The sequence below is a fragment of the Gordonia westfalica genome (genome assembly GCF_900105725.1).
GTDB lineage: Bacteria > Actinomycetota > Actinomycetes > Mycobacteriales > Mycobacteriaceae > Gordonia > Gordonia westfalica.
Map to the genome: position 1 here is coordinate 529,294 of NZ_FNLM01000036.1, position 24,121 is coordinate 553,414.

The 24,121-nt window shown below is 68.4% G+C and carries 20 protein-coding genes and 1 pseudogene; 15 read left to right on the plus strand and 6 right to left on the minus strand.

Going from position 1 to position 24,121, the window contains the following annotated elements:
- Positions 1-3: 3 nt before the first annotated feature.
- Positions 4-1,433 (minus strand): annotated as a pseudogene (locus BLU62_RS28765) (serine/threonine-protein kinase).
- A 302-nt stretch (positions 1,434-1,735) separates the two neighbouring features.
- On the opposite strand from BLU62_RS28765, the gene BLU62_RS28770 reads away from it, so the two are divergent.
- The 4 genes from BLU62_RS28770 (at position 1,736) to BLU62_RS28785 (ending at position 5,056) form a co-directional block, all read left to right on the plus strand.
- Complete coding sequence (locus BLU62_RS28770; RefSeq protein WP_074853914.1) at positions 1,736-2,788, plus strand: Rossmann-like and DUF2520 domain-containing protein; 1,053 nt, start codon at positions 1,736-1,738, stop codon at positions 2,786-2,788.
- Positions 2,789-2,880: 92 nt separating this feature from the next.
- A complete protein-coding gene (gene panC / locus BLU62_RS28775) occupies positions 2,881-3,783 on the plus strand; it encodes a pantoate--beta-alanine ligase (RefSeq protein WP_425284632.1) in 903 nt (300 codons plus the stop codon).
- Between the two features lie 2 nt (positions 3,784-3,785).
- Entirely contained in the window at positions 3,786-4,226 is a 441-nt protein-coding gene (gene panD, locus BLU62_RS28780; protein WP_074853915.1) for an aspartate 1-decarboxylase, read from the plus strand.
- Positions 4,227-4,252: 26 nt separating this feature from the next.
- Entirely contained in the window at positions 4,253-5,056 is an 804-nt protein-coding gene (locus BLU62_RS28785; RefSeq protein WP_074853916.1) for a type III pantothenate kinase, read from the plus strand.
- 8 nt (positions 5,057-5,064) lie between these two features.
- Here BLU62_RS28785 and BLU62_RS28790 read toward each other — a convergent pair whose 3' ends face one another.
- Complete coding sequence (locus BLU62_RS28790) at positions 5,065-5,652, minus strand: TetR/AcrR family transcriptional regulator (protein ID WP_074853917.1); 588 nt, start codon at positions 5,650-5,652, stop codon at positions 5,065-5,067.
- 60 nt (positions 5,653-5,712) lie between these two features.
- On the opposite strand from BLU62_RS28790, the gene BLU62_RS28795 reads away from it, so the two are divergent.
- Positions 5,713-6,699 (plus strand): alpha/beta fold hydrolase, encoded by a 987-nt coding sequence (locus BLU62_RS28795; protein ID WP_074853918.1) that lies wholly within the window; start codon positions 5,713-5,715, stop codon positions 6,697-6,699.
- On the opposite strand, the gene BLU62_RS28800 is transcribed toward BLU62_RS28795, so the two are convergent.
- The gene (locus tag BLU62_RS28800; protein ID WP_074853919.1) at positions 6,679-7,182 is read right to left on the minus strand and encodes a TetR/AcrR family transcriptional regulator; all 504 of its coding nucleotides are present in this window, start codon (positions 7,180-7,182) and stop codon (positions 6,679-6,681) included. The two genes, BLU62_RS28795 and BLU62_RS28800, sit on opposite strands and share 21 nt — an antisense overlap.
- A 48-nt stretch (positions 7,183-7,230) precedes the next feature.
- Here BLU62_RS28800 and BLU62_RS28805 point away from each other — a divergent pair, with 48 nt between their 5' ends.
- From BLU62_RS28805 to lysS, 3 genes are all read left to right on the plus strand, one after another.
- The gene (locus tag BLU62_RS28805; protein ID WP_074854311.1) at positions 7,231-8,352 is read left to right on the plus strand and encodes an FAD-dependent monooxygenase; all 1,122 of its coding nucleotides are present in this window, start codon (positions 7,231-7,233) and stop codon (positions 8,350-8,352) included.
- Positions 8,353-8,505: 153 nt separating this feature from the next.
- Complete coding sequence (locus BLU62_RS28810; RefSeq protein ID WP_074853920.1) at positions 8,506-8,961, plus strand: hypothetical protein; 456 nt, start codon at positions 8,506-8,508, stop codon at positions 8,959-8,961.
- A gap of 88 nt (positions 8,962-9,049) precedes the next feature.
- Complete coding sequence (gene lysS, locus BLU62_RS28815) at positions 9,050-10,606, plus strand: lysine--tRNA ligase (RefSeq protein ID WP_074853921.1); 1,557 nt, start codon at positions 9,050-9,052, stop codon at positions 10,604-10,606.
- A gap of 5 nt (positions 10,607-10,611) precedes the next feature.
- Here lysS and BLU62_RS28820 read toward each other — a convergent pair whose 3' ends face one another.
- The gene (locus tag BLU62_RS28820; protein WP_342028665.1) at positions 10,612-11,544 is read right to left on the minus strand and encodes a DUF559 domain-containing protein; all 933 of its coding nucleotides are present in this window, start codon (positions 11,542-11,544) and stop codon (positions 10,612-10,614) included.
- A 44-nt stretch (positions 11,545-11,588) separates the two neighbouring features.
- Complete coding sequence (locus BLU62_RS28825; RefSeq protein WP_074853923.1) at positions 11,589-13,169, minus strand: FadD3 family acyl-CoA ligase; 1,581 nt, start codon at positions 13,167-13,169, stop codon at positions 11,589-11,591.
- Between the two features lie 41 nt (positions 13,170-13,210).
- On the opposite strand from BLU62_RS28825, the gene BLU62_RS28830 reads away from it, so the two are divergent.
- From BLU62_RS28830 to BLU62_RS28865, 7 genes are all read left to right on the plus strand, one after another.
- A complete protein-coding gene (locus tag BLU62_RS28830) occupies positions 13,211-14,470 on the plus strand; it encodes an acyl-CoA dehydrogenase family protein (protein WP_074853924.1) in 1,260 nt (419 codons plus the stop codon).
- The gene (locus BLU62_RS28835) at positions 14,471-15,295 is read left to right on the plus strand and encodes an SDR family oxidoreductase (protein ID WP_074853925.1); all 825 of its coding nucleotides are present in this window, start codon (positions 14,471-14,473) and stop codon (positions 15,293-15,295) included. It abuts the gene before it with no gap.
- Between the two features lie 35 nt (positions 15,296-15,330).
- Complete coding sequence (locus BLU62_RS28840; RefSeq protein ID WP_074853926.1) at positions 15,331-16,488, plus strand: acetyl-CoA C-acetyltransferase; 1,158 nt, start codon at positions 15,331-15,333, stop codon at positions 16,486-16,488.
- 631 nt (positions 16,489-17,119) lie between these two features.
- Positions 17,120-18,649 (plus strand): aldehyde dehydrogenase family protein, encoded by a 1,530-nt coding sequence (locus BLU62_RS28850; RefSeq protein ID WP_074854312.1) that lies wholly within the window; start codon positions 17,120-17,122, stop codon positions 18,647-18,649.
- A 124-nt stretch (positions 18,650-18,773) separates the two neighbouring features.
- Positions 18,774-19,424: a TetR/AcrR family transcriptional regulator gene (locus tag BLU62_RS28855; protein WP_074853928.1), complete on the plus strand. Its 651-nt coding sequence runs from the start codon at positions 18,774-18,776 to the stop codon at positions 19,422-19,424.
- Between the two features lie 58 nt (positions 19,425-19,482).
- Positions 19,483-21,405 carry an ABC transporter ATP-binding protein gene (locus BLU62_RS28860; protein WP_074853929.1) on the plus strand — a complete coding sequence of 641 codons (1,923 nt, stop codon included), beginning with the start codon at positions 19,483-19,485 and terminating at the stop codon, positions 21,403-21,405.
- On the plus strand, positions 21,402-23,138 hold the full coding sequence (locus BLU62_RS28865) for an ABC transporter ATP-binding protein (RefSeq protein ID WP_074853930.1): 1,737 nt from the start codon (positions 21,402-21,404) through the stop codon (positions 23,136-23,138). Before BLU62_RS28860 ends, BLU62_RS28865 begins: the two co-directional genes overlap by 4 nt.
- A gap of 77 nt (positions 23,139-23,215) precedes the next feature.
- Here the strand turns inward: BLU62_RS28865 and BLU62_RS28870 are convergent, their stop codons facing one another.
- Positions 23,216-24,001, minus strand: a complete 786-nt coding sequence (locus tag BLU62_RS28870; protein ID WP_074853931.1) for an ABC transporter ATP-binding protein — start codon at positions 23,999-24,001, stop codon at positions 23,216-23,218.
- Positions 24,002-24,121 lie beyond the last annotated feature (120 nt).

Consider the following 24,121-nt stretch of genomic DNA (forward strand, 5'->3'; position numbering starts at 1 on the left):
ACGTCAGAACTGCAGGGCGATCGCCCGGCCGACGGTGAAGCCGAGGAGACCGAAGCTCAACAGCATCCCGAGGACGCACAGGGTCCGGGCCAGTCGCGCGGCCGACGAGGCGCGCCCGCGGCCGGCCAGGTACCAGCCCGCGATGCCCATGGGCAGGCCGAGGCCGCCGACGACGCTCAGCGGTACCGCGGCGATCCCGCAGGCCAGCGACGCCGTCGTGAGGCGCTCCGCCTCGGCCCCGGTCGGGGGCGGGTCGATCACGTGGAGGTCGCCGGAGGCCCGGATCATCGTCGACTCGAGTGCGGGCCCGGGGACCGTCTGCCCCGGGAGTTCCGAGTACGCCGTCGCCGTGTGGAACCCGTGACCGGGTGAGGAGGGCGGCGATGGGTGTCCGGTGTCCGATGTTGCCGGGGGTGTGGTCGGTACCGCCGTGGTGCGCAACGCCGCGACCTCGGTCGGGGGCGTGGCGCCGCGGGCGCGCATCGTCTGGGTGTGCGGCCGGCTCGGGGTGTTCGATCCCGTGCGCGTCCGGCTCCCTGCGCGGGGGTGTGCGCCCGGTGCGGGGAAGAAACCGGTGGTGTCGACCGCGTGCCGGAACTCCGCGGCGAATGCGCCCGCCGAGGGCGGCCGGTCCGCGGGGTTCTTCGCGAGCCCGTGGCGCACCGCCTCGGACACCGCCGGCGGGAGGCCCGGCCGAAGGGAGGAGACGTCCGGCGGCGGAGTCGCGAGGTGATGATGGATCAGCATCATCGGTGTCCGTCCGGTGAACGGGACTGTGCCGGTGAGCAACTCGAAGATCGAGCAGGCCAGCGAGTAGACGTCGCTGCGCGCGTCGAGGGTCTCCGCCGACAGTTGCTCGGGTGATGAATAGGGGAACGATCCGAGGACCAGGTTGGCCGACGTCAGCGACGTGCTGCCGCCGTCGGTCTGGCGTGCGATCCCGAAGTCGGCGAGTCGAATCCGACGTTCCTCGGGTTCCCCGGTTCCGGATTCGGCGGCGCTGATGAGGATGTTGGCGGGTTTCACGTCGCGGTGCAGGAGGCCGTGTCGATGCGCATGGTCGAGGGCGGCGCCGATCGAATCGCTTACCGCCGCAACGTCATCGAGGGGGAGGCCGCCGGGGGACGACTTGACGAGAGCCGCCGCGTCGGTCCCCGCCACGTACTGCATCGAGATCCACAGCCGGCCGTCGACGTCGCCGCGGTCGTAGACGCTGACGATGCACGGGTGGTCGAGCTGGGCGGCCAGGTCGGCTTCGCGGGTGAAGCGCGCACGGAAGGTCGGGTCGTTGGACACATGCTCGGCGAGCACCTTGATGACGTCGAGGCGGGGAGCCGGGGGTGTTGCGCGAGATAGACCTCTCCCATGCCACCGGCACCGATCTTGCGCACGATCGTGTAACCGGCGAATCGTGTACCCGCTTCCAGGCTCATCTGCGGACCCCCTGAGGTCTGGCGTGGAGTGACGAGATGCCTCGGACGGCATCAGCGTACGCCGGTTCGGGCCAGGTCACAGCTGTCGTCGGTCGCGCAGCGGACCGGACTGCGGTCCGCTCACCACCGGCGGCGGTCGGCGGTGGCGGGTGACACCTGTCACAAGGTTGGCTCCGACCGCGGTGAGAGTCCTACCCTGGCTCTGCAACGTCTGGTACCCGTGCCGACGCCGTTGTGGAGAGCTCGTTCTTCCACGCGGAGTCCGGCGACGACGGGACTGGAACGAACCATGGAGGACAGCGGTGACCTCACCGACCGGTGATCCCGGCGTGCCGTTCGCGCGGCAGACCGGTGGCGACGATGCTGTCGGCAGCCACGCCGACTCGGCCTTCGGTGATCGTCCGTACCCGGTCCACCCCGATCCGTTCCCCGGAACCTCGAACCTGCCCGCGCCCGCCCGCCTCACCGTCGGCATCGTTTCCGCCGGACGCGTCGGGACCGCGCTGGGCGAGGCCCTGGAGAAGGCCGGCCACGTCGTCGGCGCGGTCGTCGCCCGGTCCGCGCAGTCGCGGGAGCGGGTCGCGCAGCGCCTCCCCGATTCCGAGATCCTCGAACTCGACGCCGTCGTCGCCCGATCGGAGTTGCTGCTGGTCAGCGTGCCCGACGCCGAGCTGACCGCGGTGATCGACGAGATCGCGGAGTCGGGTTCGCTGCGTCCCGGCACGATCGTCGCGCACACCGCCGGCGCCCAGGGAGTCGACATCCTCACCCCGGTGACCGCGCGCGGGGCTCTCGGGCTGGCCCTGCATCCCGCGATGACCTTCGTCGGCACCGCCGAGGACACCGCCCGCCTGACCAACGCATGCTTCGCCATCACCGCCGCCGACCCCGTCGGCGAGGCCATCGCGTCATCGCTCGTCCTGGAGATGGGCGGCGAACCGGTCCGGATCGCCGAAGCCGACCGCATGCTCTACCACGCGGCCCTTGCACACGGCGCGAATCACCTGATCGCGCTGATCTCCGACGCCGTGGCGTCGCTGAATGCCGCCATCGACCATTCTGGACGCGATGTCGCGACCGTCGACGGGAGCGGCGCCCGGCTCGCCGAACGAATCCTCACCCCGCTCGTCACCGCGTCGTTGAGCAATGTCCTCGATCTCGGACCGTCGGCGCTCACCGGTCCGGTGGCCCGGGGCGACGCCGAGGCCGTTCGGAAGCATCTCGTCGCGCTCCGCGCCCTCCCCGGCGGGGCGGGCGACCACGGGATCGCCGAGGCCTACCGCACGATGGCTCGACGCGCCGCCGAGCGCACCGACGCGCCCGCCGACCTCCTCGACCTCCTGGAGGAGCGATGAGCGAGGCCCGGACCACCCATCCGACACCGCCGATCAAAGGAGATGCCGTGAGTGTCCAGCCCGACGAGACGCCGACCTACAAGGCCGGTCAGATGACCGTGCACCGCGAACCGGCGACCCTGTCCCGGGTGACCCGGACGCTGCGCGCTGCGGGCAAGCGGGTGGTCCTGGTCCCGACCATGGGAGCCCTGCACGCCGGACACCTGCAACTGGTCCGGGCCGCGAAGGCCAAGGGCAACACGATCGTCGTGGTGTCGATCTTCGTCAATCCGCTGCAGTTCGGGGCGAACGAGGATCTCGATGCCTACCCGCGCACCCTCGACGCCGACCTCGCCTTGCTCGAGCCGCTCGGCGTCGAGCTGGTCTTCGCGCCCAACGCGGCGTCGATGTACCCCAACGGACAGCGGACGACCGTGCACCCCGGCGAGGCCGGCGCGATCCTCGACGGCATCTCCCGCCCGACGCACTTCGCCGGGATGCTGACCGTCGTCCTGAAGCTGCTCAACATCGTCGGACCCAATTCCGCCTACTTCGGTGAGAAGGACTATCAGCAGCTCGTGCTGATCAAGCAGATGGTCACCGACCTCGATCTCGACGTCGAGATCGTCGGCGTACCGACCGTCCGCGAATCCGACGGGCTGGCGATGTCGTCGCGCAACCGCTATCTGAGCCCCGAGCAGCGTGAGCTGGCCACGACGCTGTCGGCCGCGCTGGTCGCCGGCGCCCATTCCGCCGCGGGCGGCCGGGACGCGATCGTCGCGGCGGCACGGTCGGTGCTCGACACCGTCCCCGAGATCGACGTCGAATACCTGGCTCTTCGCGGACGTCAGCTGGAGGAGGCGCCGGAGAAGGGAGCCGCCCGGCTGCTCGTCGCCGCGCGCCTCGGCCCCGCCCGCCTCATCGACAACGTCGGTGTGAACGTCGGCGGTCTCGCCGCACTCGAAGAAGAAATCGCCTGGAACAACGCCGGCACCACCACGACAGAGGGACGATGACCATGCTGCGCACCATGATGACCTCGAAGATCCACCGCGCCACCGTGACCCAGGCCGATCTGCACTATGTCGGCTCGGTGACGATCGACCAGGATCTGCTCGACGCCGCGGGGCTGCTCGAGGGTGAACAGGTCACCATCGTCGACATCGACAACGGCTCCCGGCTCGTGACCTACGCGATCGCCGGTGAGCGCGGTAGCGGTGTCATCGGGATCAACGGCGCCGCAGCCCATCTCGTTCACCCCGGCGACCTCGTCATCATCATCGCCTACGGCATGCTGAACGAGGCCGAGCTCAAGGAGTATTCGCCGAACGTCGTCTTCGTCGACGACCACAACCGCATCCTCGAATCCGGCGACGACCCGGCCCACGCACCCGAGGGCTCGGGCCTGCTCGACCCGCGGCAGCTCGACGGCCCGGTCTTCGCCGACGCGACGGTCTGACGCCGGCGAACGACACGGAGCCATCGATGCTGCTCACCGTCGACGTCGGCAACACCAACATCCACCTCGGCGCCTACGCCGGGGTGGGGGATCACGCACGGCTGGTGCGTGATTGGCGGATCCACACCGACCCGCATTACACCGCCGACGAACTCGCCTGGGTCTTCCGCGGCATGCTCGGCTCGGACATCGAGCAGGTCACCGGAGTCAGTGCCCTGTCGACGGTGCCGTCGTTGCTGCGCGAGCTGCGGGTCATGTTGCCCCGCTACTTCGGCGACGGCCCGCACGTCCTGCTCGAACCCGGCGTGCGGACCGGGGTGCCGCTGCTGGTCGACAACCCCAAGGAGGTCGGCACCGACCGCGTCTCCAACTGCCTTGCCGCACATCACGAATACGGTGGTCCCTGCATCGTGGTGGCCTTCGGGACCGCGACCGTCGTCGATGCGGTGTCGGCGAAGGGCGAATTCCTCGGCGGCGCCATCGCCCCCGGCGTGAACCTGGCCGTCGAGGCGCTCTCGGAGCACACCGTGACCGTGCGCAAGGTCGAGTTGATGCCGCCGCGCAGCGTGCTCGGCAAGAACACGGTCGAAGCCCTGCAGTCGGGCATCCTCTACGGCTTCGCCGGCCAGGTCGACGCCCTCGTCGACCGCGTCTGCGACACCGTGCCTGGCTTCGACGGCGACGACGTCACCGTGGTCGCGACCGGTTACCTCGCTCCGCTGATGTTCGACGAATGCCGATCACTCACCGACCACCACCCGCACCTCACCCTCGACGGCCTGCGGCTCGTGCACGAGCGGTCCAAGGCGAATCCGCGCCGGGGTAAGTAGCCCGCCCCTCACCGCCGGCCCCGCAGCGCCCCTTCGGTATACGCCGCGATCTGTTCGGCGAGTTCGGTCGCGTCCAGGCCGGTGCCGGCCAGCTGATGGATCTGCGCGTCGAGCGCGGGGAACGTGAGGCGCAGGTCGGCCTCTGCTTCGTCGGGTGTCCATCCGTCGGCGACGAGGTAGGCGCTCAACCGGGAGACGAGGCGTTGCGCCATGGCGGTGTAGAGGTCGCCGACGACGGCTGTGCTCGCCAGTTCGCGCAGGCGGCCGTGCGCCCGGCCATGACTCGCGTTCTCCGCCACCGCAACGGCGACGATCTCGCGCAGCACCGTCGGCCAGGCGGTCCCCTCGACCGGGTGGGCGTCGAGGACGGCCACCATCCGCGCCTCCGCGTCGGCGAGATGTCGTGCCGCCAGCTCGTCGAAGATGGCCTGTTTGTCGCCGAAGTACTGATAGACCGAACCGACCGAGACCCCGGCGGTCTCGGCTATCCGGTTGGTGGTCATCGCGGCGCCCTCGGTGTCCAGAAGCTGAGTCGTCGCCTCCAGGATCACCTCGACGGTGAACGAAGATCGTTGTTGCCGTGGTCTTTTGCGCATGTCCGAGGTTCTGCGTGAACGCGAGTTGTGCCGGTCTCGCCGGCGCCCGACGATTGATGGGTGACTTCCGAATCGTACATACGCTTCCTGCCCGAACCCTGGCGTTCGGCCGCCGCGGGCGTCGAGGCCACGTCGTCGTGGTGGAGGTGGCCGGCGAGCGAGACCCGCCCGTCGGGACCCGTCGACGTCCACATCCTGCGTGCGTCACGGCCGGCGGCACCGCTACGGGTGCTCCTACTGCACGGGGGCGGCGGACACAGCGAACTGGTCTGGCCGCTGGGGGCGGTGCTGGCGGGGGAGGGTTACGACGTGCTGGCCCCCGACCTTCCCCAGTACGGGAGGACGCGCGTCGCCGATCCCGGTCGCGTGCGCTATCGGGACTGGGTCGATCTGGTCGGCGATCTGATCGCCGCGGAGACCGAGGACGATCCGCGACCGATCGTCGTGTTCGGCGCGAGTCTCGGCGGCATGCTGGGTTACGAGGTCGCGGCACGGGGTGCGCGGGTCGCCGCGGTCGTGGCCACGTGTTTCCTCGACCTTGCCGGTGATCCCGCGGCACGACGAGCAGCTGCCCGGCCCCCCGCGTTGGCGCGCCTGCTCCCGCTGATGTCGTCCGCTGCCCGAGTCGGGGTTCTCGGCCGACTGCGCTTCCCGATCCGCTGGGTTGCGCCGATGTCGAAGATCAGCCTGAACCCGGAACTCGCGCAGGCCTGCATCGACGACGCCCGCGGGGCAGGTGCTGTTGTCTCCCTGGGATTCCTGGCTGACCTCATGACCCACGAGGTGCCGGTGCCGGAGAACTACCGGGGGCCGCGGGTGGTGCTCGTCCACCCGGCCGCGGACACCTGGACCTCGCCGGAGGTCAGTGTCCGCTTCGCCCGCCGGATCGCGGCGAGAGCCGACATTCATCTGCTGACCGGATGCGGGCACTTCCCGGTCGAACAACCCGGCGTCGACGAACTCGCGCGGCATCTGCGTGCACTCGGCGAGGACCTGCTTGCCGAATCGGGTTCTGCGCAGCCGGATTCAGCGGAACGCGCCCAGTAGACGCGTCGGATCGTGGTCGGCGTCGGTGCCGTCCGAGTCGCGCAGCAGGGCGTCGAGAACCAGTCCGTCGAGTGCCGCGACGAGCTGCCGGGCGTCGGTTCGCAGCATCCCACGGTCGACAAGGCGCTCCACGAATCGGTCGCGGCCGGCGACCATGCGGACGCGCATGTCCTCGTCGCGGGTGGCCATCAGCATCAGCTCATAGCGGGCGCGGGTGCGGACGCGGCCGGCGCCCAGCCAACGCGCCATAACGTCGTGGGTCGACTCGCCGTCCACCGGGACGTCGCGGACGAAGACGTGTTCGACCAGCGCGCCGAGAAAGCCGTCCTGACCGCCGAAGTGATGCCGAATGCTGCCGTGGGGGACTCCGGACGCGTCCTCGACGGCGCGGGCCGACGCCTGCCTGATCCCGACCGTCCCGATCAGTTCGAGACCGGTGTCGAGCAAGGTCTCGCGCGTCGATCGTCCGACTGATTTCTCCACGTGGAGAAGTGTATCTGCTATCGTTTTCTCCATGTGGAGAAGATGGGCATGAGGGCCGTTGTCGTCGGCGCGGGCATCGGCGGACTGTGCACCGCCGCCGGGCTGTCGTCGCTGGGAGCGGACGTCATCGTGCTCGAGCGTGCGCCGGAGGTTCGTGGGGGAGGCTCGGGCCTCAGTCTGTTCGGCAACGGGCTTCGAGCGCTCAAATCGCTCGGGCTCCGATCTGCGGTTCCCGACGCCGTCAGGGTTTCACCCACCCTGAACGGAACCCGTCGCCCCGACGGCCGATGGCTCACTCGCTTCGATCAGTCGGCCATCGAGCAACTCCGGGTGGTGCGTCGCCGGGACCTCCACGAGGCACTCGTGGCCCGGCTCGGTGCCGGCGTCGAGATCCGGACGGGAACCGGCGTGCGTGAAGTCCGCGATGCGACCGTCCAGCTCGACGACGGCACCACGATCGACGACTGCGACCTGATCGTCGGGGCCGACGGTCTACGGAGTCGGGTGCGTCCCGCGGTCACCCGCGACCCGGGTGCGGCCTATGCCGGTTACGTCGCCTGGCGGGCCATCACCGCGCGGCCCGTCGACCTCGACGCCGCGGGCGAGACGATGGGGCGCGGGCATCGGTTCGGCATCGCGCCGCTTCCGGATGGGCACGTCTACTGGTTCGCCGCCGTCAGCTACGACGAGGGCGTCGAAGTAGGCGGAATCGACGAAGTGCGAGAACGTTTCTCGGGATGGCATGCGCCAATCGAGGAGATCGTCGACGCGACCGATCCGAAGGACGTCGGGGTGCTGCCCATCGAAGAACTGGCACGGCCGTTGGCCGGCTTCGTGCGGGGTCGAAGCGTGCTCGTCGGCGACGCCGCTCACGCCATGACCCCGAACCTCGGGCAGGGCGCGAACCAGGCCATGGAAGATGCGGCGACGCTCACCGCGCTACTGGGTCGTGCGGGGGCGGATGTCGACGACGCCCTGCGTTCCTACAACCAACTGCGGCGGCGGCGTACCCAGAGCATCGCGCGTCAGGCGTCGGCGATCGGAAAGGTCGGTCAGTGGCGGTCGGCGCCCACGGTCCGGCTGCGCGACCTGGCCATGCGGGCGGTGCCCGATGCGGCGCTCAGCGCGCAGTTGCGTCGTATTCAGGACTGGCAACCCCCGATGCGGTGATCGTCACTCGACTCTGGTCCCGTGCGCGGAGCTGTGGCATACTCGTCGCCGTGATCAAGAGCTGTCAGGAGTGTTGTCAGGGCTAGTACCGCATCTGCGGCTGCCCTCCTTCGCGCTCCCCGCTCGTTTTCGATCACTCGAGGATTCCCTCTCATGACCGCTTCGGTTGTTTCCCCTGTTCTTTCCCGCACCGTCTTCGCCGCGACCGCGCCGACCGTTGCGCCGGCACCGGCCGCACCCCTGTCGCTGCAGGTCAGCGACTACGCGACGGCCGTCGCCGAAGGTGCCACCCCGGTCGACGTCCGCTCCCACCGTCGACGCCAGGTCGACGGCGCACTGTTCGGCGCACTCGCCATCGACGCCGTCGAGGTCCTGGATCGGCTGACCCCCGGCACCTCCGAGTCGCTCCGCGCGGCCCGCACCGACTCCCGCTGGATTCTCGTCAGCGAAGACGGCCACGAGGCCGAATGGCTCGCCTGGCACCTGCAGGCGCGCGGCGTCCGGGGCGCGGTGTTCGTCGTCGGCGGTCATCGCCGGATGCGCCGGGCCAAGGTGAACGGGCGCATCCGCCCGGACGAACTCGCCGTCATCTCCGCACACGAGAGCTGAGCCGACCCCGCCGGCGGTCGGTGTCACCGCTGTCACAGCAGGTGCGGCGAGTTGGGAGTCGGTGATCGGCCCCGATAGTGTGCGTGGGGTGAGTGACAGCCCGACCAGTGCCGCCTCCACCGCGGCCGAGAAGACCACGGACGCCGACGACCAGACTCCCGAGCAGCTGCGAATCCGACGTGAGAAGCGCGAGCGCATCCTGTCCGAGGGTCGCGAGGCGTACCCGGTCTCGATTCCGCGCACCCACTCGCTCGGCGAGATCCGCGCCGCCTACCCCGATCTCGAGGCCGGCACCGAAACCGGTCAGCACGTCGGTGTCTCCGGGCGCGTCATCTTCCTGCGGAACAAGGGCAAGCTGTGCTTCGCGACCCTCCAGGAGGGCGACGGCACGCAGCTTCAGGCGATGATCAGCTTCAACGGTGTCGGCGAGGATGCGCTGACCCGCTGGAAGTCCGACGTCGATCTCGGCGACATCGTCTTCATCTCCGGTGAGGTGATCAGCTCGCGCACCGGTGAGCTGTCGGTGATGGCCGACGGCTGGCAGATGGCATCGAAGTCGTTGCGGCCGTTGCCTGTTGCCCACAAGGACATGAACGAGGAAACTCGGGTCCGGCAGCGCTACGTCGACCTCATCATGCGTCCGGAGGCCCGCGACACCGCCCGCACCCGCATCAAGGTGATGGCCGAACTCCGTGCGGCACTGGATCGTCGGGGATTCCTCGAGGTCGAGACGCCGATGCTGCAGACCCTGCACGGTGGTGCCGCTGCACGTCCGTTCGTCACGCACTCCAACGCCTTCGACATGGACCTGTTCCTGCGTATCGCGCCGGAGCTGTTCCTCAAGCGGTGCGTCGTCGGCGGTATCGAGCGCGTCTTCGAGATCAACCGCAACTTCCGCAACGAGGGCGCCGATTCCACGCACTCGCCGGAGTTCGCGATGCTCGAGACCTACCAGGCCTACGGCACCTACGACGACTCCGCCAAAATGATCCGCGAACTGGTGCAAGAGGTTTCGCAGGCCGCGCTGGGCACCCAGACCCCGACCATGCCCGACGGTTCGACCTACGACCTGTCCGGCGAGTGGACCGCCCTCGAGATGTACCCGTCGCTGTCGGAGGCGCTCGGCGAGGAGATCGTGCCCGCCGGCAACCCGGGCGAGACCACCGTCGAACAGCTGCTCACGATCGCGAAGCGCGTCGGCCTGGAGGTCCCCAAGGACAAGGGGTACGGCCACGGCAAGCTCGTCGAGGAGCTGTGGGAGCACATGGTCGGCCAGAAGCTGAGTCAGCCGGTGTTCATCCGCGACTTCCCGGTCGAGACCTCGCCGCTGGTGCGCTCCCACCGGTCGATCAAGGGCGTCGTCGAGAAGTGGGACCTCTACGTCCGCGGGTTCGAGCTGGCCACCGGCTACTCCGAGCTCATCGACCCGGTCATCCAGCGCGAGCGGTTCGTCGACCAGGCGCGTCTCGCCGCCGCCGGCGACGACGAGGCCATGGTCCTCGACGAGGAGTTCCTCGCCGCGATGGAGTACGGCATGCCGCCGACCACCGGCACCGGCATGGGCATCGACCGCCTGCTGATGGCCCTCACCGGCCTCGGCATCCGCGAGACCATCCTGTTCCCGCTGGTGAAGCCCCGCACCTAGCCGTTTTATAGCTCGAAACCGCGGTCGTCGCGGTTTCGAGCTATCGATGCGCGCACGTTGGCCAGCACCGACGCCGGTTGGCCGGTGATGTCCTGCCAGGTGAACCGCAGCACGGTCCATCCGTTCGCGATGAGAGCATTCTGTCGAGTGCGGTCGTGCTGGAACGACGCCGCGTCGCTGTGGAATGCGAAGCCGTCGATCTCGACGGCGACCTTCTGCTCGATGAAGGCGATGTCGACCAGATAGCCGCATACCTTCGCGTTGGCAGTCCAGCCGGTGATATCTGCGGACCGGAGCAAGGCGAGCGCTTTCCGCTCGGCCTCTGAGCGGGAGCCGTCCGTGATGGCGGCGACCATCTCGCGAGATCTGGTGGAGCCCCGACGCCCGCTGTTGCGGATCTGAGCGTCGACGACGTCGGCAACCTTCGTGTGCTCGCGCAGCAGGGCGGAGTCCAGCAGTCGGGACCCACCGTCGACGGCCGCGTCGAGAACTGTCAGCGCCTTCGTCGTGACCCGGAGGCCGTCGACGTCGGTGAGGTCTTGAGGTGCGACCGTTCGATGCCAGATGCGGACGCCGTCGATGGCGCGTCCGTGGCGCCCCTGCGGCGTGACCACATGGATCTGCTTGGGTGCCTTCGTCGTGAGGCCGTGCCACCAATAGGCGGATTCGGAACACAACGCGGCGCGTGGCGACGTCGACAACACAGCGATGCGTGCGCGCATGCGGTCATCGAGGCGACGGTCTCCGACGTGGAAGACGCCGCGCGAGACCCGAACCCACTCGCCCGACTTCACCCGGCAGAACGCGGCGTCGGAGCTGATGGCGCAGGCACTGACGTCGGCGGCGGTGAACACGCCGTCGCGAGCGGCGACCAGCTCGCGGAATTTGACGAAGTCGGGCACGCAACTTCGACGCGGCAGCCCGGCGGCCGGTTCCACCGCCCCGTCTTATAGCCCCAAGCCGCGTCCACCGCGTGTTCGAGCTATAGATCGCGCTTGAGGATCTTGCCCGAGGCATTGCGCGGGAAGGCGTCCACGAACACCACCGATCGGGGCACCTTGAAGTTCGCGAGGTGCTGCTTGGCGTAGGCGATGACCGTCGCCTCGTCGAGGTCGGCGCCGTCCTGGACGGTGAGGTAGGCCCGGCCCACCTCGCCGAGCCGGTCGTCGGGGACGCCGACGACGGCCGATTCGGTGACGCCGTCGAGGCGTGCGAGGGTCTGCTCGATCTCGGCGGGATACACGTTGAAGCCGCCGCAGATGTACATGTCCTTGAGGCGGTCGGTGATCTTGAGGTTGCCGTGTTCGTCGAGGGTGCCGATGTCGCCGGTGTGCAGCCAGCCGTCGGCGTCGATGGCCTCGGCGGTCGCCTGCGGGTCGTCGAGGTACCCGACCATCACATTCTCGCCGCGGGTGAGGACCTCGCCGACATCGGACAGCTTGATCTCCATGCCGGGGAACGCCCGGCCGCAGGTGTTGGCGACGGTCTCGTCATCGTCGTCGGGGGTGCACGTGGAGACGAACCCGCTGGCCTCGGTCAGCCCGTACGCGGTGATCACGGTGTCGACGCCGAGGTCCTTCTGTAGTCGTTCGACGAGGACGACGGGCACGATCGACGCCCCGGTGATCACGATGCGCAGGGAGGAGAGGTCGTATTCGGAACGCCTCGGGTCGTCGAGGATGGTCTGGAAGATGGTCGGCGCGCCGGGGAAGACCGTCGCGCGTTCGTCGGAGACGAGCTTGCACGCCTCGGTCGGCGAGTACACCGCGAGCGGCAGCATCGTGACGCCGAAGAGCACGCTCGGCAGGATGCCCGCCTTGTAGCCGAAGGTGTGGAAGTACGGGTTGACCATCAGGTATCGGTCGCCGGGGTGCAGGCCCGCGTTGGCCCCCCACCCGTGCGACCCGTTGAGCGTCTGGCGGTGGGTTGCCAACACGCCCTTGGACTTTCCGGTCGTCCCGGAGGTGAACAGGATGTCCGAGATGTCTTCGGGGGAGACCGCGTCGGCACGACGATCCGCCTCGGTCAGTGTCTCGGGGGTCTCGCGCTCGAGGAAGTCGTGCCAGTCCACCGCGCCCTCGGGTGCCGGCGCCCCGCGCGTCAACGGGACACGTACGACGAGGTCGGGCATCGAGTCGCGATGGTCGCGCAGGAGCTCCGTCGCGTGGTCGGCGCCGAGGAACTCGCCCGACACGACGAGGCCGCGCGCCCCGGAACGTTCGATGATCTCCACGGCCTCGCCGGCGGTGTAACGCGTGTTGAGGGGGACCAGCGTCGCACCGGCGTAGTGGACGCCGAGCGCGGCGATCGGCCAGTGGAAGCTGTTCGGCGACCAGATCGCCACCCGGTCGCCGGGCTCGATCCCGGAGGCGACCAGCGCGGCCGCGAAGGCGCGCACCACGCCGTGGAACTGCGCCCACGTCAGTTCGAGGCGCGGATGTGACGAAGGGTGCCACTGGCCGTCGACGATGGCGATACGGTCGGGCCAACTGCGCGCTGCGTGACGCAGTGCAGCCGGCGTCGTCGTCGCGGAGAGAGTCCCGGTCCGGGAGGTCTGCGGCATGCGCCCAACCTAGCACTTGCTTGGTGGGTTATGCTAGCGCCATGACCTCGATCAATCTCGCGGATCGTGGCGTCGACCTGGGTGAATGGGCCAAGTCGACGCCGAATGCCGCCGACGAGTTCGCCACCGCGGTGCGGTCCTGGCTCGACGAGAACCTGACGGGCGCCTTCGCTGATCTGAAAGGTCGCGGGGGACCGGGCAGCGAGCACGAGTTCTTCGCCGAGCGCCTCGAATGGGACCGGCACCTCGCGCAGGCCGGCTGGACCTGCATCGGCTGGCCCACCGAATACGGCGGCCGTGGGGCGACGCTGGAACAGCGCATCATCTTCCACCGCGAATACGCCCGCGCCAACGCGCCCGCGCGCGTGAACCACCTCGGCGAGGAACTCCTCGGCCCGACGCTGATCGAGTACGGCACCGAAGAGCAGAAGAAGCGGTTCCTGCCAGGCATCGTCGACGTCACCGAACTCTGGTCACAGGGCTACTCCGAACCCGGCGCCGGCTCCGACCTCGCCGGCGTCTCGACCAGCGCCCGTGTGGAAGACGGCAAGTGGATCATCAACGGACAGAAGATCTGGACCTCCCTCGCCCATGTCGCGCAGTGGGTGTTCGTGATCGCGCGAACGGAGAAAGGGTCGACGCGGCACGCCGGCCTCAGCTTCCTCCTGGTCCCGCTCGATCAGCCGGGCATCGAGGTTCGTCCGATCCAACAGCTCACCGGCACATCGGAATTCAACGAGGTCTTCTTCGACGACGCGGTGACCGACGCCGGTCTGATCGTCGGCGAACCCGGCGACGGCTGGAAGGTCGCCATGGGGTTGCTGCAGTTCGAGCGCGGTGTATCGACGTTGGGCCAGCAGGTCGGTTTCGCCCGTGAGCTGGAAAATCTCACCGAGGTGGCCCGGGCAAGCGGCGCGGTCGACGACCCCGAACTCGCCTCCCGGCTGGCTCGAGCCGACATCGGGCTGAAAGTCATGCGGGCCCATGCCCAGCGGACGCTCGACGGTGACGTCACCTCGCAGGCGGGCGCGGCATCGGTGTCGAAGCTGCTGTGGGCCAATTGGCATCGCGACCTCGGCGAACTGGCGATGGACGTCGTCGGGGCGTCGTCGCTGATCGGGCCCGCCGCCACCGCCGAGGGACAACCCAACGATATCGCCGACCCCGAACACGTCGAACTCGACGAATGGCAACGGCTCTACCTCTTCACCCGCGCCGACACCATCTACGGCGGCTCGAACGAGGTGCAGCGCAACATCATCGCCGAGCGGGTGCTCGGCCTTCCCCGAGAGGCACGCTGAATGACCGCAACGGACGCAGGTACCCAAGTGATCTCACCGCTCGCCACCCCGCCCGCCGAGACCCCCGGGCACGACCTGCTGCTCGGCAAGAAGGTCGTGGTCACCGCCGCCGCCGGAACCGGCATCGGATTCGCGTCGGCGCGTCGCGCGTTGCTGGAGGGCGCCGACGTCCTCATCAGCGACTGGCACGAACGCCGCCTCGGCGAGGCGGCCGAGAAACTCGCCGCCGAATTCCCCGAGCGGACGATCGCCCAGCGCACCTGCAACGTCCAGGTGACCGCCGAGGTCGACGCCCTGATCGCCGACGCCGCAACCCAACTCGGCCGCATCGACGTCCTGGTCAACAATGCGGGGCTCGGCGGCGAGACCCCGGTTGCGGAGATGACCGACGAGGAGTGGGACCGCGTCCTCGACATCACCCTGACCGGCACCTTCCGTGCCACGCGGGCCGCCCTGCGGTACTTCGGGTCGGTCGAGCACGGCGGCGTCATCGTCAACAACGCCTCGGTCCTCGGCTGGCGCGCCCAACGCGGACAGGCCCACTACGCCGCCGCGAAAGCCGGCGTCATGGCGCTGACCCGCTGCTCGGCACTGGAAGCCGCCGACGTGGGCGTGCGCATCAACGCGATCGCACCGTCGATCGCGAAGCACCCGTTCCTCGCGAAGGTCACCAGCGACGACCTGCTCGACGAACTCGCCTCGCGCGAGGCGTACGGCCGCGCAGCCGACGTGTGGGAGGTCGCCGCGACCGTCGCCATGCTCGCCAGCGACTACACCACCTACCTCACCGGCGAGGTCGTCTCGATCTCCAGCCAGCGTGCCTGAGTAAGACTCACCCGAAACACCAAGGAGTACCGACCATGTCCACACCGCAGGCCTACATCGTCGACGCGATCCGCACCCCGGTCGGCAAGCGCAACGGTTCGCTCGCCAAGACCCACCCGGCCGACCTCGGCGCCCACATCATCTCGGCTCTCGTCGAGCGCACCGGCATCGATCCGGCCGTCGTCGACGACGTCGTCTTCGGCTGCCTCGACACCATCGGCGGCCAGGCCGGAAACGTCGCCCGCACCGCATGGCTCGCCGCGGGTATGCCGCTCGAGGTGCCCGGCACCACCGTCGACCGCCAGTGCGGCTCGAGCCAGCAGGCCATCCACTTCGCCGCGCAGGGCGTCATGAGCGGTACGCAGGACATCGTCGTCGCCGGCGGCCTGCAGAACATGAGCGCGATCCCGATCTCGCAGGCCATGATCTCCGGCAAGGAGTTCGGATTCACCACGCCCACAGCCGAATCCAAGGGCTGGCAGGAACGCTTCGGTGATTCGCAGATCTCGCAGTTCCTCGGTGCCGACATGATGGCCAAGAAGTGGGACATCAGCCGCGAGGACATGGAGGAGTGGGCGCTGCAGTCGCATGAGCGCGCCCGCGCCGCCATCGCCGCCGGCAAGTTCGACAACGAGAACGTCGCACTCGGCGACTGCGTCGTCGACGAATGCCCGCGCGAGACATCGCTGGAGAAGATGGCCGGCCTGCAGGTCCTCGCCGAGGGCTCACGCCTCACCGCCGCCGTCGCCTCACAGATCGCCGACGGCTCGTCCGCGACCCTCGTCGTCTCGGAGCGCGCTCTCAAGGAACACAACCTGACCCCGCGCGCCCGCATCCACCACATGTCCGTCCGCGGCGACGACCCGGTGATGATGCTGTCCGCACCGATCCCCGCCACCAAGTACGCCCTCGACAAGACCGGCCTGTCGATCGACGACATCGACGTCGTCGAGATCAACGAGGCGTTCGCGCCCGTGGTGCTGGCCTGGCTCAAGGAGACCGGCGCCGACCCCGCCAAGGTCAACCCCAACGGCGGCGCCATCGCCCTCGGTCACCCGCTCGGCGCCACCGGCGCCAAGCTGTTCGCAACCCTGCTCAACGAACTCGAGCGCACCGGCGGCCGCTACGGCCTCCAGACGATGTGTGAGGGCGGCGGGACCGCCAACGTCACGATCATCGAGCGCCTCGGCTGAGCTGACCCCTCGCTCCCTCTCCGCGCGGGAGTTGAACCCCTCGCTCTCCGCGCGGGAGTTGAACCCCTCGCTCTCCGCGCGGGAGTTGAACCCCTCGCTCTCCGCGCGGGAGTTGAACCCCTCGCTCTCCGCGCGGGAGTTGAACCCCTCGCTCTCCGCGCGGGAGTTGAACCCCTCGCTCTCCGCGCGGGAGTTGAACCCCTCGCTCTCCGCACGGGAGTTGAACCCCTTGCTCCCTGAGGTGCGAGGAGCGTAAGCGACGAGCCTCGAAGGGCTGGTGAGATGACGTCGCCAGGCCCTTCGTGGCTCGCTGCGCTCGCACCTCAGGGAGCGGAGGATGGCTCGCTGCGCTCGCACCTCAAGGAGCGGTGGCTCGCTGCGCTCGCACCTCAAGGAGCGGTGGGTGGTTGCGCTCGCACCTCAGGAAGCAGAGACCTCCCCGAAGATCCCCCGGGCGAGGTCTCGACCTTTCGGCGTACCGGTCGTACCATTCTGACAACGGACGTACCCACATCCAGTTGTGATCTGGCGCATACTATGGTGTGGGACAAGCGGAGCATTTCGTTCCAAGCGACCTGTTTCACGACGCCGCACGACCCAGATGCAGCACGAACTACCTGAGGGGATCTCGATGACCAAGCCTGCTGAGCACACCAGCGCCGGGGCGACGACCGCGAAGCGTGGCGTCTCGTCGGAAGAGCACACACTGACCGAGCTGGTCGAGATCCAGCGCGCTGCGTTCCTGCGTGACGGCATCCCCGACGCCGACACCCGCATCGACCGCATCACCCGTCTCGCCGCGCTGCTGCTCGACCACTCTGACGAGATCGCCGCCGCACTGACCGAGGACTACGGCTCACGTCCGCGCGAGCTGTCGCTCGCCGCCGACGTCGCGGGCTGCATGATCGACCTCGCGCACCAGCGTCGTGGCGTCAAGGAGTGGATGGGCGAGACCAAGTACGCCAAGTTCCAGGGCCTCATCGGCTACAAGCAGAGCCTTCGTCACGACCCCCTCGGCGTCGTCGGGATCATGGGCCCGTGGAACTTCCCGCTGCAGCTGACCATCGTTCCGGCCGGCTCCGCCTTCGCCGCGGGTAACCGCGTCGTGATGCGTCCGTCGTCGATCACCGCGAAGACCACGGATGTCCTCGCCAAGTACGCACCCGACTACTTCTCCATCGAAGAGCTGGCCATCGTCACCTCCAAGCACGGCTCGGGCTCGGACTTCGCGAAGCTGAAGGTCGACCACATGTTCTTCACCGGCTCGCCCGAGGTGGGCGCCTCGGTGGCCCAGGAGGCCGCGAAGAACCTGATCCCGGTCACCCTCGAGCTGGGCGGCAAGAACCCGGCCATCGTCGACGTCGACGCCGACATCGACAAGGCCGCCAACATGCTCGCCGACGCCCGCCTGGTCAACGGCGGCCAGGTGTGCCTGTGCCCCGACTACGTCTTCGTCCCGGAGGCCAAGCTCGGCGAGTTCACCGACAAGGTCGTCGCGCGCTGGACCGAGCACTTCCCGACGATCTTCGACAACGACCAGTACACCGCGACGATCAACCAGAAGAACTTCGACCGCATCGTCGGCCTCATCGACGACGCCGTGCAGCTCGGCGCCGAGAAGCGCCAGGTGATCCCCGGTGGCGAGCCGCTGCCGAGCGCCGAGCGTCGCAAGATCCCGCCGACGCTGCTCACCGGCGTCAAGGCCGGCATGAAGATCGAAGAGGACGAGGTCTTCGGCCCGGTGCTGACCGTGTACCCGTACCGCGAGCTGTCCGAGGTCATCAGCCACATCTCGTCGCACCCGCATCCGCTGACCATGTACTGGTGCGGCGATCGCAACGACCGCTTCGAGAAGCTGGCCGACAATACCCGCAGCGGCTCGATCAACGGCAACGACTTCGCGATCCACCTGTTCAGCGGCGACCTGCCGTTCGGTGGTGTCGGACGCTCCGGAATGGGTGGCTACCACGGCAAGACCGGTTTCGAGACCTTCAGCCACGCACGCGCGGTCGCCTTCTCGACGCTGCCGCTCACCGTGGCCGAGATGATGTCGCCGCCGTTCCTGCCCAAGGACACGAAGATGACCGATCAGCAGCTCAAGCTGTTCAAGTTCTTCAACACCCGCGCCATGAAGAAGGTGCGCAAGCGCCTGGGTGCATAACACCTGGTTGCATTACGCCGGGGCGCACGACCTGTGCGTATGATTCTCCGCTTGGCCGGGTTCGTCTGATGACGTTCCCGGCCAAGCGCTTGCTAGGGTGATGGCAGACTCTCCAGGAGGATGCGTGTCACCACGTGGTCAGACCAGGACCAAGGACAAAGCCGGGACCGACGCGAAAGCCGGCGCCGACACCGGCGTCCGTTCGTCGCGCCGCGACGAGTTGCTCGCCACCGCCGGACGGATGTTCGCCGAGAACGGCCTGCGTTCGACGACGGTCCGCGACATCGCCGACGCCGCGGGCATCCTGTCCGGAAGCCTCTATCACCACTTCGACTCCAAAGAGTCGATGGTCGACGAGATCCTGCGGCGGTTTCTCGACGACCTGTTCGCCCGCTACCGCGAGATCGCCGGAGCCGGGCTCTCGGCTTCCGAGACGCTCCGCGGTCTCGTCGTGGCGTCGTTCGAATCCATCGACGCCGAACGCAACGCGGTCGCGATCTACCAGGACGAGGCCAAGCGGTTGTCGGGGCAGGAGCGGTTCGGCTACATCTCCGAGCTGAACGTCGAATTCCGTCAGTTGTGGCATGCGGTGCTGCAGCGGGGCGTCGACGACGGTGAGTTCCGTCCCGACCTCGACGTCGAACTGGTCTATCGCTTCATGCGCGACACCGTGTGGGTCGCCGTCCGTTGGTACCGGCCCGGCGGCGCGATGACGGTCGAGGCGATCGCCGACCAGTATCTGTCGATCGTGCTCGACGGCATCCTGCCGCGCTGACCCCGCGCGAAGTTAGGGTACCTTTCCTTCGCGTGTCCGCGGCCGATAAGGTGCGGCTATGACTATTGGCGGAACCGATGTGGCCGCACCTGCACCGACTCGGGAGCCCGACGAGGTCCCGGAGGACCCGAAGGCGGCCAGGACCAAGGCCCGCGCGGAGGCCAAGGCCAAGTCGGCGGCCCTCGCCGACGTGCTGGCGCCGGTGAAGGCGCGGACCACCCTCGCGCAGATCGTCCAGATCTTCGCCTCGGCCGCGACCGTGGTGCCGTTCATCGGCATCGTCGAACTCGGTCGCACACTGCTGGAACCGGGGCCGGTCGACACCGGCCGGGTGTGGCTGGTGGTGTGGCTGGTCGTCGGCGGTCTCGCGGCGCGCGCCGGATTCGCGTTCCTGGCGCTGGCGATCACCCATTTCGCCGACCTCGATCTCCAGGCGCAGCTGCGAATCCGCATCGCCGACAAGCTCGGCCGGCTACCACTCGGCTGGTTCAGCCGGACGAGTTCGGGCGCGGTGCGTAAATCGGTGCAGAACGACGTCGCCGACTTGCACTACCTGGTTGCGCACGCGCAGGTCGAGGCGACCGCCGCGGTGCTGTCGCCGATCTTCGCGCTGATCTACTGCTTCATCCTCGACTGGCGCCTGGGTCTGCTGGCCATCGCCACGGTGCCGCTGTACGCCCTGACCTACTCCTACATGGCGCGGGATCTGACCGCCGAGATGGAGAAGATGGACAAGGGCGTGGCACGCATCAGCGCCACCATCGTCGAGTTCATCGCCGGTGTCGCCGTGGTCAAGACGTTCGGGCAGACCGGAAAGGCGCACCGGCGCTTCATCGATGCCGCCGACGAGTTCAACGACGACTTCGCCGGCTACATGGGGCCGATGCTGCGCGTCCAGGCCGTCACCACGGTCCTCATCTCGGCTCCGCTGATCCTGCTGGTCAATCTCGGCGTCGGTTACTGGCTCGTCGACTCCGGCTGGGTGTCGCCGATCGAGCTCGTCGGTTCGACGCTGATCGCGATGATCCTGCCGACCGCGCTGCTCACCGTGTCGACCGCCGTGCACACCCGTCAGCAGGCCTCGGCCGCGGCGCTGCGCATCGCGGACCTGCTCGCCGAACCCGAGCTGACCGTCCCGGAGAACCCGAAGGTGCCCGCCGGTCACGACGTCAGCATCGACGATGTGCACTTCACCTACCCGCCGCGACTCGGCGTCCCGTCCGGCGTGAAGGCGCTCGACGGCGTCAGCGTCGAACTCCGCGAGGGAACCGTCACCGCACTCGTCGGACCGTCGGGCAGCGGCAAGTCGACGCTGGCGACGATGCTGCCGCGCTTCGGCGACCCCGACTCCGGTGCGGTGCGCATCGGCGGCGTCGACGTCCGCGACATCGTCCCGACCGAGCTCTACCGTCACGTCGGTTTCGTGCTGCAGGACGTGCAGCTGCTGACGATGTCGGTGCGCGACAACATCCGTCTCGGTCGCCCCGAGGCCTCCGACGAACAGGTCTACGACGCCGCGCTTGCCGCCCAGATCCACGAGCGCATTCTGGAACTGCCCGACGGTTACGACACCGTCGTCGGCGACGGCGCGCACTTCTCCGGCGGTGAGGCACAGCGTGTCTCGATTGCACGGGCGCTCCTGGCCGACACCCCGATCCTCGTGCTCGACGAGGCGACCGCCTTCGCCGACCCGGAGTCGGAGGCCCAGATCCAGCAGGCCATCGGCGCACTGATGGTCGGTCGCACGGTCCTCGTCATCGCGCACCGGCTCGGATCGATCACGCACGCCGACAACATCGTCGTGCTCGACCGGGGACGCGTCGTCGAACAGGGGCGTCACGAGGAACTCCTCGCGCGCGGCGGTCTGTATTCGACGATGTGGGCCAGCTACGAGGCCGGCACGACCCGGCAGGACGAGAAGATCGCGCGTGGCGTGGTCGCGACGGACAGCAACACCGAAACCGAGGAGGTGGCACGGTGATCCGCGGCTTCTACACGATCCTGGGCTCCGAGCGTGCCCGCATGGTCGTCTTCCTCAGCTGGGTCTTCCTCTACGGCGTCGCGCAGGGACTGGCGATGCTGACACTGGTCCCGATCTCGGAGAACCTGCTCACCGGTGACTACTCCGGTGCGGCGAAGTGGCTGTGGCCGTTGGGAATCCTGGTCGCGATCTGCGCCGTCAGTGCCTACATCCAGTCGCTCAAGGGCATGACGATGGCCCTGTACGCGATGCGCATGCTGCATCACCGCCTCGGCGATCACATGGTCACGCTGCCGCTCGGCTGGTTCACCCGCGAACGCATCGGCGATGTCTCGCAGATCGCGGTCAAGGGCACCATGTTCGTGGGAAGTACCGGCGCGCACTACATCACGCCGGTCGTCGTGAACACGGTGAGCTCGGTGGTCGTCGTGCTCGGCATCTGCTTCTTCGACTGGCGGATCGGCCTGCTGATGGTCGCCGGGACCCTGGTCCTGATGTACGTCGGCAAGCTGTCGAGCAAGTTCCTCGCGAAAGCCGAGGGCCGCAAACGTGCCGAGGCGGTCAAGGTCAACAACCGGGTGCTCGAATACGCGCGCTGCCAGGCGGTCCTGCGTGCCTTCGGCGATGCCGACTCGGCGCACGCGCCGCTCGCCGATGCGCTGAAAGACCAAGCGCGGGTGGGCAAGGCGATGCTGTGGCGCTCGATCCTCGGCATCCTGCTCAACGGCCTGTCGGTGCAGGTCGTGTTCAGCGCGGTCCTCGCCTTCGGTGCGTGGCTCGCCGTCTCCGGCAACGTCGAACCGGCGCTGCTCATCGCGGTCTTCGGTCTCGCGGCCCGCTTCTTCGGACCGATCGGTGAACTCGCCGAACTCGGTTCGACGCTGCGCATGTCGACCGACGAGATCAACCGCATCACCGGCGTTCTGGACACCGACCGGATGCCGGCTCCCGCCGAACCCAAGCCGATCGCCGAGCCGGGCGCCGTCGAACTGTCGAAGGTCGCCTTCGGCTACGAGAACGGCACCCCCGTCCTGCGCGAGGTCTCGCTGCGTGCGCAGCCTGGCACGATGACCGCGCTCGTCGGACCGTCGGGTTCGGGCAAGTCGACCATCTTCCGTCTCATCGCCCGGTTCTACGACGTCGACGGCGGCGTGGTGAAGGTCGGCGGCGTCGACGTCCGCGACCAGGAGACCGGCCAGCTGATGGGCCAGCTGTCGCAGGTGTTTCAGGACGTCTACCTCTTCGACGACACCCTGTGGGAGAACATCAAACTCGGCCGTCCCGACGCCACCGACGCGGAGATCCGCGCGGCCGCCGGGACCGCCGGTGTCACCTCGATCGTCGAGCGTCTGCCCGACGGTTGGGACACCGTCGTCGGCGAGGGCGGATCGGCCCTGTCCGGTGGTGAGCGGCAACGCGTCTCGATCGCCCGTGCCCTGCTCAAGGATGCCCCGATTGTGCTCTTCGACGAGGCCACCAGCGCCCTCGACCCGGAGAACGAAGCGCATGTCGCCGAATCGATCCGGCGCCTGTCGGACCGCAGCACTGTGCTCGTCATCGCACACAAGCTGTCGACGGTGGTCGCGGCCGACCAGATCGTCGTCCTCGACGACCAGGGCGGCGTCGACGACATCGGCACCCACAACGAGCTCATCGCGCGCGGTGGCCGCTACACCGAGTTCTGGCAGCAACGCACCGCCGCTGCCGGTTGGACGCTGGCTGCGTCGTCGTAGTTCTCAAGGAATCGCCACTTCGGGCCAGAAGCGCTAGCTGTAAGTAGCGCGCCTGTGCGGGAAGTGGCGATTCTGGTTCAGGCGCCTCGCGCCGACCACCGCCCGTCTCGGTAGTCGATCTCGATCGGGTAGTCAAAGCAGCGGGTGACCAGCTCGGTGGTGAGCACGTCGTGCACGGGACCCGCGGCGAGGACGCGACCGCCGCTGACCAACACGGCGTGTGTCGTGGTCTCCGGCAGCTCCTCGAGGTGGTGCGTGACGAGCACCGTGGCCAGGTCGGGATGTGAACGGTGCAGGGTGTCGACGGTGCGCAGGAGTCGTTCGCGCGCAGCCACATCCAACCCCGTCGACGGCTCGTCGAGTAGTAGCAGCCGGGGGCTCGGGAGCAATGCGCGGGCGATGAGTGTGCGCCCTCGCTCGCCCTGCGACAGATTGGTCCACGGTGCCGAAGCGAGCGCGCTCAGGCCCAACGTCTCGATGAGTTCGTCGGCGCGGGCCAGCGTCTCGTTGTCGGGCGTCCAGTGGTCCATCACCTCGGTCGTGCCGGTGGCACCGGTGAGCACGACCTCGCGGATCGTCAACGGTGACCGCAGCGGGTGGCGTGGGTTCACGTGCCCGATCGACTCCCGCAACCGCCTGATCTCGACGCGACCGAGGCGGTGGCCCAGGACGTCGACGGTGCCGCGGGTCGGGAACTGTTCTGCTCCGCACAGACTCAGGATCGTCGACTTTCCTGCTCCGTTCGGCCCGATCAGTGCCCACCGTTCGCCGGCGCGGACCGTCCAGTCGACGTCGGAGAGTATCGAGCGTCCCTGCCGGACGAAGTCGACCGAATCAAGGCGCAGAACATCGGGAGTCGTCACGGTGCGGAACTTACCGGACCCTTCGTGGCTCGCTTCGCTCGCACCTCAGGGAGCATGAGATCGGAATCGCGACTTCGGGCACAGAAGCGCTGGTTGGAAATAGCGATTCTGTGCCCGAAG

What these genes read in the sequence shown, in the direction of transcription:
- panC (WP_425284632.1), top strand. Translation starts at nt 2,881, where the DNA reads ATGACCGTGCACCGCGAACCGGCGACCCTGTCCCGGGTGACCCGGACG.
- panD (WP_074853915.1), top strand. Translation starts at nt 3,786, where the DNA reads ATGCTGCGCACCATGATGACCTCGAAGATCCACCGCGCCACCGTGACC.
- BLU62_RS28785 (WP_074853916.1), top strand. Translation starts at nt 4,253, where the DNA reads ATGCTGCTCACCGTCGACGTCGGCAACACCAACATCCACCTCGGCGCC.
- BLU62_RS28790 (WP_074853917.1), bottom strand. Translation starts at nt 5,652, where the DNA reads ATGCGCAAAAGACCACGGCAACAACGATCTTCGTTCACCGTCGAGGTG.
- BLU62_RS28805 (WP_074854311.1), top strand. Translation starts at nt 7,231, where the DNA reads ATGAGGGCCGTTGTCGTCGGCGCGGGCATCGGCGGACTGTGCACCGCC.
- BLU62_RS28810 (WP_074853920.1), top strand. Translation starts at nt 8,506, where the DNA reads ATGACCGCTTCGGTTGTTTCCCCTGTTCTTTCCCGCACCGTCTTCGCC.
- BLU62_RS28825 (WP_074853923.1), bottom strand. Translation starts at nt 13,169, where the DNA reads ATGCCGCAGACCTCCCGGACCGGGACTCTCTCCGCGACGACGACGCCG.
- BLU62_RS28830 (WP_074853924.1), top strand. Translation starts at nt 13,211, where the DNA reads ATGACCTCGATCAATCTCGCGGATCGTGGCGTCGACCTGGGTGAATGG.
- BLU62_RS28835 (WP_074853925.1), top strand. Translation starts at nt 14,471, where the DNA reads ATGACCGCAACGGACGCAGGTACCCAAGTGATCTCACCGCTCGCCACC.
- BLU62_RS28840 (WP_074853926.1), top strand. Translation starts at nt 15,331, where the DNA reads ATGTCCACACCGCAGGCCTACATCGTCGACGCGATCCGCACCCCGGTC.
- BLU62_RS28850 (WP_074854312.1), top strand. Translation starts at nt 17,120, where the DNA reads ATGACCAAGCCTGCTGAGCACACCAGCGCCGGGGCGACGACCGCGAAG.
- BLU62_RS28860 (WP_074853929.1), top strand. Translation starts at nt 19,483, where the DNA reads ATGACTATTGGCGGAACCGATGTGGCCGCACCTGCACCGACTCGGGAG.